We start from the raw sequence: 19854 nt of genomic DNA, 5'->3' as shown, positions 1-19854 counted from the left end.
TAGTCGTTACTCACTGACCATCCCACGGTGGCTCTTCACGTCGACCATCCAACGCTCGAAACCCCGAAAACCACACCACTCCCGGGGACGCAACCTGCCGTCCGAATACTGCCCCTCCGTCTTCGCCTGCCCAGGCGCGTCTTCCGGCAATCTGGGCGATGACCCACCGGTTCCGCCTTCGGTGTGGCGGGGTGCTTGCTGGACCGTCTTCTGCCCGCTCCTTCGTCGCGAGCGTCTCTGCCTGCACCCGTTCCGCAGCCGGGACGCTGTCGCCTCCGCGGTCCGTACGATCGCGGGGTGGATGCTGACCCGCGCAAGCGCGAGCGTCCCGGCTCGCACCCAGCCCGACAGCGCGACGAGACCTGGGGGTGGCCGGAGCGACATGGGGATGGCGCCGGCGGAGCCGGGAGGGCTTTGGTGATGGCGTGGTGGGTTCGCGACGGAGGCGCCGGTGGTGGGGAGATCTTCAGCCGGGTGCTGCTGGCTGACGACAGGCGATGGAGGCCGGGTGTCGGTTCGGTGCCTGGGGGGACGGCAGCTGCTGTTTGGATCGCGACGCGCGGCGGGGTGGAGCTTGTCGTCGGCGCCGGCTGGAGGCCGGGCTAGACCTCGAACACTGTCCAGCACCGGTTACAGCGCCAGGATCGTGCCCACCTTGCGAGGGCACTGGGGAACTCATGGCTGTTATAGGTAGCGTCGCGGGTGGTGAGCACGGTTCCCAGTAGAACGAGAATGGCGCCGACGACTGCCGCGATGCCGATATTCAGCGGCGCGGTGCCGATGTTGTCCACTGCGAGGACGTGCCCTATCCAGCCGCCGAACCCGCCGACGGCGAGTCCGATGATGATCAGTGCGATCCCATTCCACCGCTTACTAGGTGGGGATGCTTCTTTTGCCGCCGCCGTCAGGGTGGTCGTGCGCTGGGAGGTTGAGAAAGTCGCCTCGCCGTGTGGCTGGGCTGGTTCCCCACGCCGTCTACCCAGCCGGTGGCCGTGCCGCGGGAGGTGCCGTGGGAGGTGCCGTTTGCGACGATCATCTTGAGGGTCGACGCATCGCTCGACCCGCACCGTGGACACTTCCCCTGCCCCGTTGCATTCACCATCGATTCATGCATGACTCGCAGCCTACTGAGGATGTGTCGCTTGCGGGGGAAGGCGCTGGCATTACGGGTCGTCGGGAGGACGGTCTCTGGCCCTCACATGCGTCTGGAGTATCCCGACATCGCGTGCTATCGCCGTCAACGCTGCGATCGGCTGGCCGCAACTGCCCCCCCGGCTACGGCTTCGCCTGCCCAGGCGCGACGGCACGCCCGCAGTGCAACCGCTGACGCAGCTGGTGGGCGTAGATGCTCGGGACGAGGACGTGACGGAGGCGCCGGCGTAGCCGGGAGGGGACATTGCGTGCGGAACGGGGAGCAGGTAGTCCGTTTTGGCCCTGGCTGCAGTGGGGGCGCGGAGGAGGCCAGCGGTTCTTATGGGACCAGCACCCCCAGTGATGGGGGCTTTTCACACTTCGAAGCCAGACCGACCCTGGGCGGGGCGACCCTCTCCGGCCCGAGATCATTGGCCTTGGCGGGCTCGCAACGACTTGCGCCCGAATTGTGACAGGACTGGCAGAAGGCGCTGTGGTATACCGAACGTTCCACCGTGCGCTGTACTGAGGAGACATCAACTAGGGGAGCACACAATGAGTTTCGAATTCGAACTACGGCACGACAGTTCCTAACCATCGGGGACATCGCGGCGGTCGACCATCGATGCGGGCAGCCAGACGTTGATCTCGTGACCTTGCCGATCACGCCAGCGGACCTGAACTGCTCGGGTGTTGTACGCGACCGCCTCGCAGTCGGGCCTGATCAAAGCGTCCGCGTGGAACCTAATCCAGGCTTGCACGGGCACAGAGATACCGCGTGTGATTGGGAAGTGTTCTTCGTCGAGCTCTTCTGGCGACAGGCCAACCGGGCGGCTGCGGACTGCCGCTTCCTCAATCTCGCGGGCGAGTGCCCCTGGGTAGCGCCGGTTGGATCCCATACAGCCACATTATCGAATATATGTTCTAACGATTGATGATTGTGCTTGATTTCGGGGTTCTCAATGAGGGTCATGAGGGTCGTGAGGGTCGTTTTTGAACTAGATCTCTTGAAAACTCTTCTTCTATCCCTGTTATCTCCAGCGTCACTGCGCTCAAAACCGACCCTCATGACCCTCACGAGCCCTCTTCACTGACCCTCAACAGAATTCCAACACCACCAACCGTTTTTTTTCGAGCCAGTCAGGGCATATAGAAATCATGACCAACCAAACGACACCGACAGCAGCAGAGGACCTCTTCCGCGGCGAGCTGATGAAAGCCCACCGTGATCTAACGGACGCAGGCCTAACCGTGGCAGCTTCCACTGATCTGGAAGGCACCCCACTCCCGGTACCTGCGCGTGTAACCCGGCAAGACCTCGAAGCCGGCTCTGCACGGAGCATCCCTATCCGCCTCGGAATCGGCGGTAAGACGTCTACCCCGTCCGGCGCGCTGTATCCACTGGTTGTCGAGCTTCCCATTGATGGTGCCCATACGGCTGGGGACGCACTTCGCCAGGCGGTCGAGCGCGCATCGTGCGAACCGCTTCTCCAGCGTCTTGGCCGAGGATGGTCGGAAGACACAGGGCGGGGCGCAACGCAGTACTGGGTGGCAGTGGGGTGTGCCTCCGATGAGGTCTTCCGCGAACTCATCCTTTCCCTCCCGTCACGGACAGCCACCCAGGCGGGTGAGATCTCCGCGGCAATCCGCTTCGGCGCCTCGGTCATGACTTCTCCGAGCCCAACGACGGCGGGGTCGTCCAAGCACATCGCCGTCATCGCCGGGACCCGCGGCGAGCTCACTCCTATCACTGCGTTCGAGCTCTTGGGCCTGAGCACCATCGTCGACGAGCTCTCTGACTCGCGTGACCGTCACGCCAAAGGCATCCACGATGTCCGGTCCCACACGACCCAGGTCAACGCGGTCAGAGACATGATCAACCGCCAGACGCCAACGGCAGACGTCGCCCGAGCACTCACGGAGAACGGCTGGGTCGAGGGCGAATCGGACGGATTCCGCACCGTGTTCACCCTCCCCCCAGTGGAAGCGGCAGATGACCGCGACGCGGCGCCGGAGCGCAGCGGGGAGCTCCTTCATTCGACGGCGACCTTCATCGCCAACCCGGGGGCCAACCCGGAGACGTTCCGTGCCTTCGACATCATCGCCCAGAACACGCGTCATGGAGGGTCAGCCGAAGCTACCGCCGAGTGGCTCGTTAGTGAAGGCCATGTCCACCTGTCAATTGAGTATCTGGCCGCTCGCGGCGAACGGGTGCTCGTGGAGGAGAACCAACCGACCGACTTGATCATTCGGGCTTTCACTGAGGCCGTGAGAGCCGCGAGGAGTGCGAACGACGTGTCCATGCCTCTGTGCTTCAGCTATCAGGTAGGCGGAGTTCATGTCGATCTCCTCAGTCTCTTGCCGTCCGGCATCGTCAAGACCTGGGACGACAGGAACGCGTCGACCCTCCTTCTCACCGTCGCCCAACTCGTAGCCACCCATGAGAACAAGGACGGAACCAAGAAGGTCACCTACCGCCACGCGATACCGCCAGCCATTGTCATGGGAGTGCTCAGCGCGCTCGGCAGTTCCGCTGTGCTCCCTCCGGTTGAACACCTGGCCACCGAACCGATTCTGACGGGTGCGGGGGCCATCGCATCGGCGCCCGGATACGATCGCGCCGCGCGCGCCATCGTGGCCATCCCCCTTCGTGAGCGGAAGAAGTGGGCTGCAGAGTACTCAACGCCCGCGCGCCCCACCCTCGCCGAAGCTCAGGCTGCCTACGAGTTCCTCGACCTTGAACTCATCGACTCCTTCTGTCACGCAACGCCGGTTGACCGCGCGCGCCACATGGCATTTCTCCTCACAGCAGTGTGCCGCTCCGCGATCACGGGGTCTCCCGGCTGGCTAGCGACGGCCACCAACCGGGGCACAGGAAAGTCGCTGTTCTTACTCTCAGGGCGAGTGTTGGCGCAGGGCCACCCGGGGTGCCAGTCGTTCCGGTCGGCGGAAGCAGCTGACATTGAGACGGAGAAAGCCCTCGCTACGTTGGCGTTCTCGCACGGGCGTTTTCTCCACTGCGATGAGGTCAAACGAGGCTCAGGGCTCGGCGGCGACACTATAACGAAGGCGACCACCTCAGTCGACGGTGAGTTCGTTGTGCGAAAGCTCGGTCAGTCCGTGGCGATCCCAGTTTCAGGGGTAATCCCCACTGCAGCAGGCAACAACGTCTACCTCGAAGGAGACGCAGGCCGACGCTTCATCACTTGCGCTTTCCAGTGGGAGGGTAAGGGCTCCGTGCTCATGCGTGACGGGTTCCGTCACAAGAACCTCATCCATTACATCGTCGAGAACAGGCCTGCCCTCATCAGCGCCGTGCACACGATCGTCCTCTACGGCATGCAGCAGGGGCCCGCCCATTCGATCCCGCCGTACTCCTTCACCCACGACTGGGCAGCTGTCATCCTCGGCGCCATGAGTCACCTGAAGACAGCCTCCGGTGTAGACGCCCACACCCTTGCGATGTCCACATGGCTTGCCTCCGTAGATGCAACAGACACCCTCTCAGAAGACAACGGTGAGCTTTGGCACGCACTTTACGAAGCAACCCAGGGTGAGCCGTTCGACATTGGGCACTTCCGGACAATCGCTACACTCCCAGCCGCCAAGGGCGGCGAGTCGGTCTTCCTTCCCGACGACCTCCGCGGGCTTCACTTCGAGTCGGGCGAGGTCGCAAACCGCGCTTATGGCAAGCACTTCAGATCATTGCGAGGAACGTCCATCCCCTACGAAGGGGACATCTTCCGAGTGCAGGTCGTCGCTCAGAGCGAGAAATCAAAGCGGTCGAGGAAATGGCGTTTTGAGAAGCTCGACACAGACGGCAGGCCCATCACCCGGCCGAGCGCCGCCGAACCTGCCCCGGCCCCCGGCTCGGAGTTTGTATTCGAATGACCACCATCGTCGACCAGGACACCCTCCCTGCGTTCAGGGAGTGGCTTCTGGCTAAGCGCCCCCTGGGGTTGGCGACCAACGCCGCCGCCACCTCATTCGCCGTCGCGGACATCGAGAAGGCTTGGACGATCGTGCTCGACAACGATCAGATCGCCCGCGCCGCTGTCGCAGCGCTCGCCCACTCTGGGCGGAAGGTCTGGGTCGACACCGCGGTGGTCACGGTACTGGCGATCGCGAAGTCGCTGTCAATCCCGGTCTCGGAGTTCAGCTGGATCTACGACGCCTCGACCGCATACGCCGTCGCCAAACCAGGTGAGGAGCCCATCGTCCGACCAAGAGGGGCCGACCGCGCCGCGCTGTCGGTAGCACGTTCGATGAGCGCGGCGGCTGTCGAAACGTTGCCATCCGTTCGCGCGGCGACGATGCCGAGTGTCGCCTTGGAGCAGGCGGTCCGAGAGCGCCAAGCGAAGGGCTGGCGGGTTGACGTCGTCCGGCTGAACGAGGAGCGCACTGCAAACCGCGCCGCGACTGTTGAGGCCACTCGTGAGGACGGCGTCGACTTGACCGCCACCTATAGCGAGAAGGACAAAGCCGCGGCAACCGCATGGCTGGCCCGGTTCGGGATCACCCTCACTGATCCCGACGGTAAGCCAAGCCTCAGCCGGGATGATTTCGATCGTGTTGACATTCCAGACTCGCCCGAGGCGCGGTACGCGTGGAAGCGGTTTCGCGCCGCGGCGAGCCGTCGGTCGGCGCGTCTCTCTCTGGATCAGATTCATAAGGGCCTCGTTGGTGACCGCGTCTTCTCCCGCATCATCATTCGCGGGGCTCGAACGGGTCGTGGAAAGATGACCTCCCCAAATCTGACCGCGCTGGCCCGTGTCCACCGCGGGATCATCCTCGCAGATGAAGGGATGACGTTCCTCAGCCTCGACCTTGACCGTGTGGAGCCCTCGGTCGGCGCGGCTCTCTCAGGGGACACGGCGATGACCTGGGCGCTCACGAGCAGCGATGTCTACGTGGAGCTCGCGGTCGCCATTCAGGGTGAAGGCGCCCGCACCGACCCAGATGCTCGGTCTGAGGCCAAGATCAGCCTCCTAAGCATTCTGTACGGCACCGGAGCTGGGGGGCTGAGCGCGCGACTGGCAATCCCGAAAGCCCAGGCCCAGACGATCATTGATGCGATCTGGCGCGCGTACCCACAGCTCTCGGAGTTCTCTCTGGCGTGCCGCAAGGCTGCCGACGATAAGACGCAGCTGTTCACCCCGGCTGGTCGGCCGCTGCCGTTGCCCCGCAAGGGGTCGTACCAAATGCTCAACACCGTGCTTCAAGGGACCGCGAGCGATGTGTTTTATGGCGGTGTCAGCCGGCTTATAGAGGCCCTGGGCTCCGGCACCAGTCTCGCCCTCTTGGTGCATGATGAGGTCATCTTGGAAGTCCCTACCGCGGATGTGTTTCAGGTCGCCGCGGTAATGCAGGAAGCGATGAGCTCCGTGCTCAACGATCTGCTGATCGGTGGCGAGACCAAGATTTTAGGGCCGCGCTGGGGAATATAGCCCGGACCGGCTCTTTTCTCCACGCGTATATCAGTTGATTTTTTGGGTTCTGACAACGCATTCCGCTGTTTTGCGCCCTTTTACGGGGCATCCCATTGCCGGTAGGGCCAATCAGCTCCGTCGAGTCTGATCGGGCAGAAATTGTTCGGAGAATCCGGGCCTCGCCGCACTCATTCAGGTAAGTCACCAACTTATCCGCCATGAGAGGCCACCAAAATGTACAGCCAGTCCACGCCCGAATCACGTCTCGCGCAGACCGTGGCCGCCAAAGCCAACCGCGCCGCCGCGAACGAGCTCAACCGTCTCATCGACTCCGTCCGCCCCCTCGCGAACAAGCTCGCTCAGGGGTTCCGTAACCAGGGCGTATCCACAGAAGACCTCGCCCAGGTTGCCCTTCTCGCCGCCGTCGCGGCGTCAAAGAGCTTCAATCCAGCCCTCGGCGCCTTCTCCAGTCACGTCTACGGCCCAATCATGCAGTCGCTCACGCGGTCGGTCGCGAAGAGCGGTGCGGCCGTCGTCATCCCCGAAGCCGTCCAGCAGGCCGCGTACCACCTCCGCAGCGGCGGCACCGTCAGCTCCCGCAAGGACCGCGCCAAGGGGCGGGCCGCCGCTGAAGCCGCTGCGGCCGCGTTCGCGTGGAGGACCGCCACTCCGCTCGATGCGCCCGCAGGTGAAGACGGCACTTCCACCATTGGGGACCTCACCCCACAGCGCGGATTCTCTACAGCAGAGATAGTCGACGACCGCCTCTACGTCGAGCACCTCCTCGCTGGCCTCACCGAAACGCAGCGCTTCGTCATGCGCAACCTTGCGAACGTCGACCCTGACGCTGATTGCCTCACCCGCCAGGAACTCGCTGCCGCGCTCGGGGCAAGCCCGCAGGCGGTCGACGGCATCCGGAAGCGCGCCTCAGCGCAGCTCAAACTCGCGCTCACAGCTGCGTAAAGAATCTCCGGCAGCCCCATTTCTATTCTGGTACGGCTCGGGCATATCAAGATCATGAACATCAAGAGGAGCATTCAGATCGGTCTCCGAAGCCGGACCCAACGCCGGCACACCATCCGCTTCGAAGCGGAGGGGACGTCGATCCTCGTCTTCATCGGGGGCCGGCTGACCAGCGGCACAGCGCGAACTGTCCACGCAGAACTGTCTTGGTTCTTCGACCTGACGGAAGTCACGATCGACCGGGTCCGCGGCCAAGTGTTTGCGGTTCCGCTATTGGTCTCGGCTGCCGAGTTCCGTAAGTCGACAGCCATGCTCGCTGACCTCGGCTGGGACATCATCCAACCCCCCGCAACATCCCCCGCTCGTCTCATCGCCCTGTAGTTCCTCCCCCAGCCACGACCAGAAGGAAGCCCCATGACCGCGAACTATCACTCACCAAAGTCGCTCCCCCGCGAGCCCCAGGTCGGTACGGCGGCGGCTCGCGGCGACCGCCTCAGAGCCCAAGCAGCAGCAGCGGCGGCGAATACCGACCTGTTTCTGACCTACGAATATAAATCCCGGACCCTCGTCCCCACGCCCGAAACAGTCTCGGCGTTCCGAGCTAACATCGGCCCCGTTGGGGCTGATGCAACGGACGACGAGATCGCTCAGGTGATCGCAGAGCTCGTCCACCGCGAGGGTTTTACTGAACCCACCGACCTTCACGAGATCCGGCTTGTCGGCCTTGACATGGGCGCGTTCTGTCGGCACAGCAGGACCGGTGAGTGGAAATCCTTCACCTGGAAGAGCGCCGGCGTTCCCTATGTTGCCCCCTGGCTAGCAGCCCACAATGCCTCCCTCGTCACCATCGAATCTATCTAGCACGACCCCCATTCAGTTCCACCGAACAGAAAGCTGCAGCTCATGAAACCGACCATCTCTAACGGGGCCCCAACCTCGAACCACCGCCCACCGTTCATCGCGCCCGGCAGCATTGAGGAATTGGACGGCTTCGAGCCAACACCCGAGCAGGCCGCCGCGCGTCGGCGGCTGGAGCTCTCGATCTCCCTCGCCGCGGACGGCAGGGTGTCCTGGGCGGGAGACCCGCTGCGCTCGATCATGGGCGTCTACGGCTTCAGACCGGACTGGAACATCCCTGAGATTCCACTAGCATCCGGGCCAGCCCGGTGGCTCGCCTCCGCGATCTCCGCAGTAGACAGCCCGAACCCGTTCCTTATGAATGAGACGCTCGAGTTGCCGCCCCTCGCCCAGCAGGACCGCGCGCATCGTGTCGCGAGACGACTGGCTGGACTCGCGGGAGTCGAGCACGTGCGGGTCGTCTGGCTCGCCGGACTTCACCGTGCCAACGACTCAGCTGAACGCCACGCCGTCTAGCGCAGCAGCCGCAACGCATCAACCCAACCGATTCCACAGAAACGAGCTCTCTCATGATCCTCAGCATCTCTAGCAGCGCCGTCGGCAGCGTTGTCGTGATCGATACATCCGCCGATACCTCGCTGGCTGATCTGCAACAGATCGCTGCCCTCGCCAGCTGGGGCAGCGAGGCGACCATCGCCGGCCAAACCATTACGGTGCGGTTCGAGAGCGAGCCGATGCCGGGTTGGCTAATCGAGCTCCTCCTCCGAGAGAGGTTCGCCTTCGCATATCTCCCAGAACCCAACCCTGATCAATCATTACCTCCGTGGTTAGACCGAGAATCCTGGACCGCCGAAGACCGCCTCCTAATCCGCAGTGAAGAGCCAGTGTCCGACTCCGACCTGCTCACGACCTTTGGCGACAAAGCTGATAACGCGGGGCGGATGTTCGCCAGCGGGGCGCGCTTCGACCGCTACGCCGTGGCCCGTGTGGACGGCTGGTTGTGGGGGTTCGTGCCGCTGCGTGGTGTTGGCGGGGAGGCGGCATGAGGTGCGGCAGAAGGCGCACTACATGCCGGTGCAATCCCTTCTCGCCAAAGCCGCGCACAACAGGAGTGACGGCGACTGGTTCGCTCCGTCAAAGCCGCCAGCACACCATGTTCGAAAGAGAGGCACCACGTGAATCGCCAAGTCTTCACGGCAACCGCACTCGTGCTCATCGCCGCATTCGCCATCCCAGGTCCAGCCTTCGCAACCGAGGGTGGGACCCAGATCGATCTTTCCCAGCCCGGCCACCCGTGCTATCTCCTGGCGCTGGCGCCCTTCGGCCAGGCGATTGATTGGACCGCGTTCTCGACTGACTGGAAGCTCAGCTCTGGCAACGCTCTCGACATTTCGCTCGGGCCTGCGAACAACGGAACTGCCGTCGCCGTCTGCCAAGGCGCGCAAGCCCAGGCTGCTCCTACCTATGCGATCAAGTTCTCGATCACATACAAGGGGACGACAGACGCGTACACCCTGGTCCATGTCGGTGAATCGACAAGCTCGCTGAGCGCATACCTGACCGCTTCGAACGCCAAACCCGCTGAGTATGCAGCACTGGGGCTGACCGCGCCAAAGCCTGCCGAGACCGAGTCACCTGAGCCACCCGGGACAAAGAAACCCGCACATGTCTTGACCACCGCCCCCGCCGAGCAAACCACTCCCCTATCCCCGGCTCTCCCAATCACGCTTGCGCTCGGTTTACTCGCAGCCCTCATCGCCGCCTCTGCGGTTGGGATCCTGCGCCTCGCCAAGAAGAGGAGTGCCGCGAATGAGGACTAAGCGCCTCGCCGCCGCAACGCAGAGAATCACACCGACGGAGGAGCCGACCCCGGCTCCGGCCAGGCAGGAACAGGAGAGCTCCAATGGGGGCTCGTAAGCGCGCGATTCGACTCGGCACCGGAGGCTTTCATCTTCTGACGGCCGGTGAGTTCAAGACTGCCGAAATCCGGACGAGGGCTACGAAGGTTGTCGGCACGATCATCCTTGCCGTGCTCGCCTACCTGAGCGCCCTCGGCGGGGGCGGCGTCATCACAATCCTGCTGAGCATCGCCGCGGCCGCAGCAGTCGCAGGCAACATTTCGCACTGGAAAGCGGCGGCGGCGTTCAAGGCCTACCGGGCGACCATAGACGATCTCTGGATCCCGCTGGTTTCTGCAGGAGTCGCTCTGCCACTTGTGGAGGCTTACGGGCTTGGCTTCGTCAGCAGCATCTCCCCCGCGATTTCAAGCTTCCTGACAGATCAGCGCCCGTTTCTCGCCATCTTGACGGTGGGCGGATGGATTACCTACGCCGCATTCACCGCATCCGGGGTCTCCTTTGGTGCCGGCAAACAGCGGGCACTCAAAGCAGAACTGATCCCCGCCCTAGTGAAGACCTTCGGCGGCGGCACCACGGCCGACTGGAACGAACACTCGGGCATCCACCGTGACAAGGCCGGGATCATCACGATCACCCCCGTCCCAGCGGGGGCTGGCTCCCAGCTCACCACTTCGAACGAGCGGCTCAAGATAGAGCTGCCGGGCTATCAGCTGCACCCCGATTCAACCCCGCAGAAAATTGTGCTCACGCACGTCGACGAAGAGGAGTCGCACCGCCGCATGTCGCTTGGCGAGAGCGAGAACCGGGTGACCGCGATTGTTGAGCTGGAGCCGACGGCTGCTCGGCCAGTAGGCCATGAGCTATGGAAACTTTCGCCAGGCGTCTTGAGTGCCGTTAACGCCGGCCTCATTGATGCCCAAGCACGGGCTCAGGGGAAGGTTCTCTGCGAGTGGGACCCGCTCAACCGGGACGCGTTCGTTGCGGAACTGCCAACTTTGCGGCTCGGGCTCCGCGATCGCCTCGCCGCGCTATTGCAGCTGGAATGCTGGGACATCGAGATCGTGGTGGTCCCTAACACTCTCGACGGGCAGCCCGGCACCGTCGACGTTGTCCGATATCCAGCAGATCTCAGAGCGGCAGATCGGATCGATCGCTGGTTGACAGCTCTTCGCGCGTTGATTCCCATCACGGGTGCGTATTGGAAGGTCCAGGACGACGTCGTCAGCGGCCGAATGCGATTTGAGCGCACCGTTGATCCTCTCGCCGATACCGTTCCCTACACCGTAGACCCGAGCACGATGATCGACCCGAGCACGCCTTGGGAGCTCGGAATCGACGAGGACGGCGACCCTGTCTCGATCGACCTTGCAGGGAGCGCCCACTTGCTGGTGGCCGGCGCGACGCGTTCCGGCAAGTCGGTTCTTACTTACTCCCTTCTGACCCACGTTCTCCGAATGGGCGCAGCGGCGCGTCTTCTGGTTGCTGATCCGAATGACACCACGATTGCGCCCTTCGAGCATCTGGTGTCATGGGCAACCAACGACGTCCACCCGGGGCCAGTCACCGAGATGTTGCGCTGGGTGCGCGCCGAGATGGACCGCCGCAAGCCGCTCCTTCGAGAACAGCGTCGCGACAAGATTGACGTCTTCACTGAGGAACAGCCGTTGATCGTGGTCGTGATTGACGAGGCCAGCAACTATTTGCGGAGCCCCGATGCACTGGCCGCGAAGGATCTTCAGACCGAGCTCTTGGCAGTCGTCTCCCAAGGCGCGAAATTCGGCGTCCGAGTTGTTCTGATCGCGCAACGCCCCGATTCGACCATTCTGCCCACAGCGATTCGGTCGCAGCTCTCCACTCGGATCAGCTTCCGTCTGGAGGATTCCGAGACCTCAAAGATGGTCTTCCCGGAGATCGACGACCCCACCACGCTCTTGACGTTCGCCACTGGCGTCGGCCTTGTCAAAGAAGTGGCCGGCAAGCCGCGCCGGTTCCGTGCGGCGTATCTCGATGACCACTGGGGTGCCGCGGATCGTATCAGCGCACCGCTTCCCAAGGTGGATGTTCGAGCCCTGGGAAGGCTCCGAGCACCCGTACAGCGGACCTTTGCGGTCACGCCGGATTTTGTCGATCTCAGCGAGTTTTCGTTCAGAATCGACCAGCTGACGGAGCTGGATGTGGCCCCCGAGCCGGCGCCGGTACGCCCCCTCCTGCCCGCACCCCCGGTCCCCGACAGTCTCTGGGCGATGACACCTTCCTGACCCGCCGATGTGACGCAGGTTTGAAAGGCACAGCGCTTCCTGATCGAGATGCCCGGGTGGTGCCCGGAACAGCCGCTCGATCAGGAACGCCCGGCAACGACCTCTCCCGACGCCGGGCACGCCGGACTGCGAGCCTGGTGGCTTCGCAGGCTGGCTCATCTCCTGCCCCGCACTGCTGACGCATCAATGGCGAACCGTGATCCGCCGCGACCTGGCGAAGTCAGGTTCCAGATTAGCGGTCCCATTCGACGGCGCCCGTGGCTTTTCGCCACTTGAGCTGGGTCATACTCATGTCATGCTCAGCGATTTCAACGTACAAGAGGGCGAAGACGATCACAGCCCTCCCTTCATTCACGCGTTGGCTTCCTGTCTTCGGGATGTAGAAGGTCTGATCTCGACTGTCCCTCTGCCTGTGGTGGTCGCAGAAGTTTCGAACTGGATTCGATTCGCCGGCGAAGAGTCATGGGATCGCGCAGAAAATCGCAAGTCGCTAAAGCGAGACTTGGATCTCGCCAACCTCGCGGTTGGAGCCCTCCTCCGTAGGGTTCTTGCTCCAGAGCTCCATACCTACAAGCTGGGCATTTCGAATCTGATCGCGGCAAATAAGAAAGCGCGGCCGGAAGCCCGAACCGAAGCCTTAGCCAGGCGCACGGAACTCATTGGAAAATTGTGTAGCCCGAAGGCGATTACCGCCACCTGGAATGATCTGATCGGTCTTGCGCGACAAGGCACTGCGGACTCCCGAGACCTGAGGTCGATAGTGGATCTGCTTCGAGCCCAACTCGATGTGGCCGGTCATGACGCCAGGGTGCTCCTGAAACGAATAGTCCAAGTGCTTCTTCAAATGGAACACGAACGCACGGACATCACTAGCTCGGAGAATGGCACACTCGAACGGCATCTCAAGGAACCACTTGACGTTGCAGACCGGCTACAAGCGGTAGAAGGGCTCCTTTCGGAGTTGCCAAAAACTGGCAGCTGTGTCGTTTGGCTCGGGTATCGGCACGGCCGGGTTAATAACCCTGTTTCGGCGGGGGACGTTACTTTTCTGGACGCGGGATGGAGCATCCCGAATGCAGCGCTCGACGATGGGCAAAATTTTCAGTACCGAGATGAACTGAGTTTGCTCACGCAGACGGGAGTTTACAAATACACCTACGAAACCGGCACGATCACTCCAGAGGTTGGGCTGCTCGTCCGTGTTGACCTCGGCCGACGTGTTGTCAGAGGAGCCAAAGAGGACGCGATCGCAATAGCCGATGCACTTCTTGATCTCGTGATCTGGCGAAGCGGAGGGCTTCGTCCAATCGGGGACCACGCAACCTTAATTCTTGATGGGAGAGGAAGCTCTAGCTGGTCTTGGAGCTCCGTCCGTGGGCCCGATTCCGCTGACTATCGCGGGATGAACATCACCTCCGACGCAATCCGCGACTTCGCTCCGGACATCGGTGAAGCCTGGGCAAAACGGACGATGCCGGATCTCCTGATCGAGGCCGTGCGCGCGTCGACGGAATCTGACTCAACGCGGAGCAGGGAAGCCTTGCTGGGTCTTCCCGGGAAAGCGCAGGACCGGACAGTCGTCGTCTTGCAGGACCAAATTGTCGACTACATTGCCATGCATGCGAGGGTCGAGCGGAAGATTCTCGAATCTGCGATAGAGCGAGAATGGATGCACGAAAGATGGTGGGCTGAAGTCAATCGTGCAGCTCAGATCTGTCTGTACGGAGGAGGTGGCCCACAAAGGTCCGCTGAGGTCGAGAATTTGCGCCGAGAACTGTTCAACTCGACCTCAGAAATATCGTTGCTTTCCTCTCTCCTCCGACATGAAGCCGATTTGATTCGCCTATGCCCTGTCGAATCGGAGCGATCGTACGTGACGACAAGGCTGAGAAGCATCACCAGCGCCCAGCTATACCTATCGCTCCGATCTGGTTATTACAACGATTGGGACATTCTCACTGCGCGGTGGCATCGTGTGCGCAACGGGATTGCCCACGGAAACCCCGTGAGGACAGAGATGCTTGAAAGTGTGTTGGAGATCTCTCGATACATCAGCAGCGACGCCCTAGGGCTAGCTCTGAGAGCTTTCACCGACAACACCGAGTTCGTAACGCTCCTGAAGGAGCGTGAAATGAAGGCCATCCGGCGGAACGAGGCGCTACTCCAGGGAACGCGCATCGTAGACATCCTCCTTGACGGACTGGAGGCGGAATCGAAAGAACTCAAGCCTTGACCGCCTGGCGAAACCTGGCAGTGCTCAACAGCCGATAACGATGCGCATCGAGTGGGTCGCCGCTGAGCGTCAGACTAGACACGTGAGTTCAGCTCATAAAGTGCGCCTTTCGACCCCCATCTGCCGCGCACAAGAGACTTATGCAAATACAGGCAGAACCGGCCGGTTATGCCTGTCAAATGTCAACCGACCGGCCGCCATGCGAATCCGGGGAGATCGCACCGGCACAAACCCGGTCAAAATACGATCCGGGCGAAACCGGTTATGGGACCTTTGTGCCGGTTGTCTACGGCTACGCCCGCGTTTCACGCGGCGACTCGCAATCGCTCGATCGCCAGATCTTCGAATGCACCCAGGCAGGCGCCACCCGGGTCTTCACTGACCAGCTCTCCGGCGGCCGCGCAACGGAAACCCGCCCGGGTTTCGCTGATGCCGTGAGCCACCTCCGTGGAGGCGACGTGCTCGTGGTCGTGGAGCTTTCCCGCCTCTCTCGCAGCCTCGCCGATCTCATGCGTACGGTCGACCAGCTCGTCGAGCGCGGGGTCGTCGTCCGGGTGCTTAACCTCGGCGACTTCGACAACCGGTCTCCGACGTCCCGCCTCTTGTGGTCAATCCTCGGCGCGGTTGCCGAATTGGAGAGATCGCTCATTCGCGAACGGACACTCTCTGGCCTGGAGCAAGCCAAGCGCTCCGGCGTTCAGCTCGGCCGCAGGCCCTCTCTCGATCCCCTCGGGGTTCGCACAGCGAAGTCGATGCGAGCCTCAGGCGCAAGCGTGGTCGAAGTGGGCCACGCCCTCGGTGTCAGCGAACGGACCGTCCGTCGAGTCTTGGCCGCCGACTGACCGCGGCCTCCTTCGTCCCTCAGTCACCCGCTCCCTCCCGCGCGCAACCCCCGGCACCACCTCATCTCCCACCGCCGTCGACCAGCACCGCCCTGTCGTCGACCAGCCAGCGTCACGCCTCATGCGGGCGGATAGCCCCATCGCGTCTCCGCAGCGCAGCTGCCGCTATCGCGACGTTTCCCGATCCGCCCGCCAAGCCCCGTCCTGCCCCCGCACCGCGCTCGTATCGCCGCCCGGCAGATAGCCGGCGCCCCGTCGGCGTTACGGCTCAAGGCGCGGGCGAGCGTCGCGCCTGCGGGGCGGAAGCAGGGGCGCAGCCTTGGAGGCGGGTCGGGTACGTTCTGCTCTCGCCGAGGGGCGAAGCCCTCTCGGAGGTTCGGGATGGGTGCGACCCGTGGCTGTAGGCGCGGCTCAGGCCCAGCGCCGATCGATCACTTCGCGTGGTGTCTCTCCGGTCCCCGAGCGCCAGAGCCCACCCGCCGACGCCCACGCCACGACATCGTATTCGAGACCCGGCTGGGCGCGGCAGATCACATCCGCCTGAGCCGCGGCGCCCGCCCGGGTTGGGTAACTGCCGCTCACGAGCGGGCCTGCTGTCTCGGAGGCGCTGGAGAGGAGAATTCCGTAGCTGTCCATGACGTCGCTATGCGCGGCGAGACCAGGCGGGTATTCGCTCAGCCGGAATCGTGCCCCCGAAACGGGGGCGCAGCATTCAGTGCCGGCGTTGCTCCAAGAAATCCAGCATGGTCACCAGATCGCCTGGCGTGATCCCATGTTCCGGATCTGGTCCGAGCATCAGTGAGGGCAGGTCGTAGACCTGCCGTACGAAATCCCCGTGCAAGGGCGTCTCATCGTCATCAGCCCAGATGAAAGCTGACGGTGGGTCATTTTCGAGGTCCTCAATCAGCGCTTCCCTCTTCCAGAGGCTCGACCGATAGCCACCGAATTTCCTTTTGGGAATCGTCAACAGGCGGGGGTGGTGCAACGCGTCCAAGGCTTCCGTCAGCTGGCCGATCATCTCCGGATTCTCCAGCCAGGTGCTCAGAATCACGAGTTCCAGATCGAAGTCGGCTCGCAACTGGTCGATGGCGGCGACCATCGCCGGAGCGACAGTGATGCTGTAGGTGGTGACGTAGCCCCCGCCGCGGTGGTCGCCGCGGTGGTCGCTCACGGTGAAGGTGGTGGTCTCCAGCCAAGGTGGATGTGGCGCGTTTACCACCCCGTCGAGGTCGAGAAAGAGGCGAGGACGAGGGTGTGTACTCACAGGGCCTCAACGCCCGTCAAGAAGCCGGAACAGCGGCTCAAGCCGATTGACCATTCGCCGCCTCCACGTCAGCGGTTTTCCGACCCATTTCGTCTCCGCGTAGTGGTGTGAGGCATCCACCAGGCATCGCGTGCAAATCCCGAAGAGCCGCTCGCCGCAGCGAACGCAGTATGGGCGCACCCTGCTGATGCCCGTGACAACCGCCTCGAACCGCTCGCGGCCTGTGATTGTGAATCTGAGGGGTTCTCCAAGCACCGCTTCGAGGGCTGCCAAGCGGCGCGGGTGGCGGTCGGAGGCAACGTCTGAGCCTCGTCGAACGATTGTTGGCTGCGAGGTGGCCGCGAACTGAACCTCGTAGGTGGCGCCGTCGGCTGTCTGGACGCGCCAGGTCGTACCCGGGGCGCCTGTGAGGTAGAGGGCGGTGGCTGTGGTGGGGCGTCTCATGACAACCCTATGCGCGGCAGCGCCCGTCAGGGGCACGCCGGTTGCGGGACGCGACGGGAGGTGTGTGCAGGGGACGCTGCGCGAGCTTGGCGCTGGAGAGGCACGGCGAGAGCGGGGAGGGGCGTGTGGCGTGCCGAAGAGGGTTTCGACGGAGACGCAGAGCGGGCGGGGAGAGGCGCGCGCGTGAGCGCGGTGGTTAGCGTTTTCGACCGAACAGTCCGAGGAGGCTAGGCAGCTTCCCCTTCCCGGTTTGCCGGATCACCGTCATTGCCGGCGAGTATAGGCCGGCGCGCTGCTTGAGCCGCTGCTTCACCCGAGACGGCTTCGTCCAAGCTTGTACCTGAGAGATGCCGAGCTCACGTTTGACCCGACGCTTCGCGGCGGTGACGCCGAGCAGCTGGTTCACAGACGGCCGGCGGTAGCGGAACAGCTTCATGCGGGCTCCTAGCAATTGACGGCTGCGATCGCCGGGTGAGGCGAGGCTAGCAGCGGCTTCAGACACGGGCGCAACACCGCAATAGGGCGCTTACAGCCACCGGCCTGCCCTGCCTGGCCGCTGGCTTGTCGGCTGCGTGCTGGAGGCGATGGGCGATCCAACGCGACCGCCCCCTCCGGAGGCGTTCAGTCGGCCAGAGGTCCAGGCGAAGCGCTTCCAAAGCGAGCAGACAAACAATCCGACCGCCGCTCCGAGGCAGGCGCAGTCGACTGCTACATAGTCGGCAGTCGCCTTGCCGACACTGCCGACAGCCTTGGCCCAGGAAATCAAGCCAACTAGACCAAGAACCCATGTCCAGACAGTCCGCTTAAGTCGCTTCGATACGGATTGGGTCGCCATAGGCACGTTGTGGCAGGGAAGGAGTGATGGTCCGTGCCACGCCCTCGCACGAGTGATCGGGCAGTCAGCACGTCAACGAAGCCGGCAGCAGTCCCCCGCGCATTTTTCGACACTCACGTCTGCGTGTCAATAGCTCATGTTTGCGATTTGCGACGATAGCGTCAAGTTCATACTGTGCGCGGGAGGACAGATGCCCGATCGGCCGAACCTGACCTTTCTGCTCGACACGAACGCCATCATCGCTCTGGAACCCTTTGCCGGTTCCATGGAACTCTCACAAGCCCCTCTCGCCCAGTTTGTCGCATCAGCCCACGAAAACGGTCACCGCATTGTCGCGCACCCTGCGAACCGCGACGACCTTTTGGAAACCGCCGATGATGGACATCGCAACCAAAATCTCGCTGCGCTGAAGAAGTATGGGCAGATTATCGAGGTTAACATCCCTGCTCAACTCGAAATCTTGGCGGGACAGAGCAAGGTCGGTACGAACGACTACCGAGACTTGAGATTGCTCGCTGCAGTTTACGCAGGTGCCGCGACCCACCTTGTGACCGCAGATATGAAACTGCGCAGGCGTGCCGAGCGCGCCGGTCTCGGAAATCAGGTCATATCGGCAGACGCGGCGCTCGATCTCCTTAACCAACTCCACCCGTCCGATCCGCCCACCCCACCATCAGTCGAACGGATCGAGGCTGCGAATCTCGACCTTTCCCAGCCCATTTTTGAATCGTTGCGCGAGGACTACCCGGAATTTGATGACTGGCTTCGGAAGGTTGCGTCTCAGCAGACGAGCCGGAGGACCTGGGTTGTCGTCGACTCTCGTGGTCACTATCGAGCCATCGCGATAGTCAAGCTCGACGACGATCACCCGACTATCCCCGGCAATCGCGCAACCAAGCTTTCGACGTTCAAGGTAGACGCCGGTTCCGAAGGCGAGAAATTAGGCGAACTACTACTGAAGACCGTCCTGAACTGGGCTCACCGCCACCGTGTCGACAAGCTATTCGTCACCGTGCTCGACGATGAATCAAAACAGTCGCTGCTCCACTTTCTCCACGTATTTGGATTCGTCCCCATTGGGGCTGTCCCGAAAAACGAGCACGAACACATCTTCATGAAGCACTTCGTTGCGGACACATCTGACGCGCACACCCCGCTTCAATATCACGTGTTGCACGGACCACCTGCAATATTGGGCACCGCCGCCGTGTACGTCGTGCCCATCATCCCCCGGTGGTACGAGGGGCTGTTTCCGGACGCCCCATCCGTTGGACCTTACGGACAAACGACTCTGGGTGGTTTACTCGCGGACACGGCGCCTTTCGGGAACGCACTACGGAAGGCATACCTGTCGAACGCAAACACCAAGGAATTGCCACCGGGTTCGACCATTCTCTTCTACCGGTCTGCCGGTCCAGGCGGTGGAGGTGTAGTACAGGCCATCGGCGTTGTCGAGGCCACTGCGAGGTCTTCGTCGCCCGGGTGGATTGTGTCCTTCGTTGGTCGACGCACGGTCTATAGCGCAGATGAAGTCGCACGCCTGTGTGAGGATGGCAACGGAAGGCAGCAGGAGGTGCTCGCAATACTCTTTCGCCAGGATCGCTTCGTTGAGCCGCCCTGGACCCTGAAGCAGCTGATCGCCAGGTCACGTCCCGCATAGTGGTGTAACTCACGGTGGCTTGCCGCGTCGGTGACGACGTGGGCGCGGCCACCGTGTGATCCTTCGAGGAAACTCTCA

Annotated in this window: 16 protein-coding genes; 12 read left to right on the top strand and 4 right to left on the bottom strand. The window is 62.7% G+C overall.

The genetic code is table 11. The features are described 5' to 3' along the window. Nucleotides 1-1721: 1721 nt before the first annotated feature. Entirely contained in the window at nt 1722-2030 is a 309-nt protein-coding gene (locus ABIB54_RS17010) for a hypothetical protein (RefSeq protein WP_354576716.1), read from the bottom strand. A gap of 259 nt (nt 2031-2289) precedes the next feature. On the opposite strand from ABIB54_RS17010, the gene ABIB54_RS17005 reads away from it, so the two are divergent. The 11 genes from ABIB54_RS17005 (at nt 2290) to ABIB54_RS16955 (ending at nt 15573) form a co-directional block, all read left to right on the top strand. After that, nucleotides 2290-5022 (top strand): hypothetical protein, encoded by a 2733-nt coding sequence (locus tag ABIB54_RS17005; RefSeq protein ID WP_354576715.1) that lies wholly within the window; start codon nt 2290-2292, stop codon nt 5020-5022. Beyond that, nucleotides 5019-6578, top strand: a complete 1560-nt coding sequence (locus ABIB54_RS17000; RefSeq protein ID WP_354576714.1) for a DNA polymerase — start codon at nt 5019-5021, stop codon at nt 6576-6578. The genes ABIB54_RS17005 and ABIB54_RS17000 overlap by 4 nt, the downstream gene beginning before the upstream one ends. 216 nt (nt 6579-6794) lie before the next feature. Beyond that, nucleotides 6795-7523 (top strand): sigma factor, encoded by a 729-nt coding sequence (locus tag ABIB54_RS16995; RefSeq protein WP_354576713.1) that lies wholly within the window; start codon nt 6795-6797, stop codon nt 7521-7523. A gap of 54 nt (nt 7524-7577) precedes the next feature. Then, nucleotides 7578-7904 carry a hypothetical protein gene (locus tag ABIB54_RS16990; RefSeq protein WP_354576712.1) on the top strand — a complete coding sequence of 109 codons (327 nt, stop codon included), beginning with the start codon at nt 7578-7580 and terminating at the stop codon, nt 7902-7904. Between the two features lie 33 nt (nt 7905-7937). Further along, nucleotides 7938-8384: a hypothetical protein gene (locus tag ABIB54_RS16985; RefSeq protein ID WP_354576711.1), complete on the top strand. Its 447-nt coding sequence runs from the start codon at nt 7938-7940 to the stop codon at nt 8382-8384. Nucleotides 8385-8426: 42 nt separating this feature from the next. After that, entirely contained in the window at nt 8427-8897 is a 471-nt protein-coding gene (locus tag ABIB54_RS16980; protein ID WP_354576710.1) for a hypothetical protein, read from the top strand. A 53-nt stretch (nt 8898-8950) separates the two neighbouring features. Further along, complete coding sequence (locus ABIB54_RS16975) at nt 8951-9427, top strand: hypothetical protein (RefSeq protein ID WP_354576709.1); 477 nt, start codon at nt 8951-8953, stop codon at nt 9425-9427. Nucleotides 9428-9556: 129 nt separating this feature from the next. Beyond that, a complete protein-coding gene (locus ABIB54_RS16970) occupies nt 9557-10201 on the top strand; it encodes a hypothetical protein (protein ID WP_354576708.1) in 645 nt (214 codons plus the stop codon). Nucleotides 10202-10284: 83 nt separating this feature from the next. Further along, nucleotides 10285-12498, top strand: a complete 2214-nt coding sequence (locus ABIB54_RS16965) for an FtsK/SpoIIIE domain-containing protein (protein WP_354576707.1) — start codon at nt 10285-10287, stop codon at nt 12496-12498. Nucleotides 12499-12793: 295 nt separating this feature from the next. Then, nucleotides 12794-14731 (top strand): hypothetical protein, encoded by a 1938-nt coding sequence (locus ABIB54_RS16960; RefSeq protein ID WP_354576706.1) that lies wholly within the window; start codon nt 12794-12796, stop codon nt 14729-14731. A 275-nt stretch (nt 14732-15006) separates the two neighbouring features. After that, nucleotides 15007-15573 carry a recombinase family protein gene (locus ABIB54_RS16955; RefSeq protein ID WP_354576705.1) on the top strand — a complete coding sequence of 189 codons (567 nt, stop codon included), beginning with the start codon at nt 15007-15009 and terminating at the stop codon, nt 15571-15573. Nucleotides 15574-15984: 411 nt separating this feature from the next. On the opposite strand, the gene ABIB54_RS16950 is transcribed toward ABIB54_RS16955, so the two are convergent. The 3 genes from ABIB54_RS16950 to ABIB54_RS16940 form a co-directional block, all read right to left on the bottom strand. After that, complete coding sequence (locus tag ABIB54_RS16950; RefSeq protein WP_354576704.1) at nt 15985-16209, bottom strand: hypothetical protein; 225 nt, start codon at nt 16207-16209, stop codon at nt 15985-15987. A 76-nt stretch (nt 16210-16285) separates the two neighbouring features. After that, complete coding sequence (locus ABIB54_RS16945; RefSeq protein WP_354576703.1) at nt 16286-16837, bottom strand: HAD domain-containing protein; 552 nt, start codon at nt 16835-16837, stop codon at nt 16286-16288. Between the two features lie 640 nt (nt 16838-17477). Further along, a complete protein-coding gene (locus tag ABIB54_RS16940) occupies nt 17478-17717 on the bottom strand; it encodes a hypothetical protein (protein WP_354576702.1) in 240 nt (79 codons plus the stop codon). 589 nt (nt 17718-18306) lie between these two features. On the opposite strand from ABIB54_RS16940, the gene ABIB54_RS16935 reads away from it, so the two are divergent. Further along, nucleotides 18307-19776, top strand: coding sequence for a PIN domain-containing protein (locus ABIB54_RS16935; protein WP_354576701.1), 1470 nt, complete (start codon nt 18307-18309; stop codon nt 19774-19776). Nucleotides 19777-19854 lie beyond the last annotated feature (78 nt).

Source organism: Frigoribacterium sp. UYMn621, from assembly GCF_040549525.1.
Classification (GTDB): Bacteria; Actinomycetota; Actinomycetes; order Actinomycetales; family Microbacteriaceae; genus Lacisediminihabitans.
The sequence above is the reverse complement of the archived record's forward strand: the minus strand, read 5'-3'. Positions and strand labels throughout refer to the sequence as shown.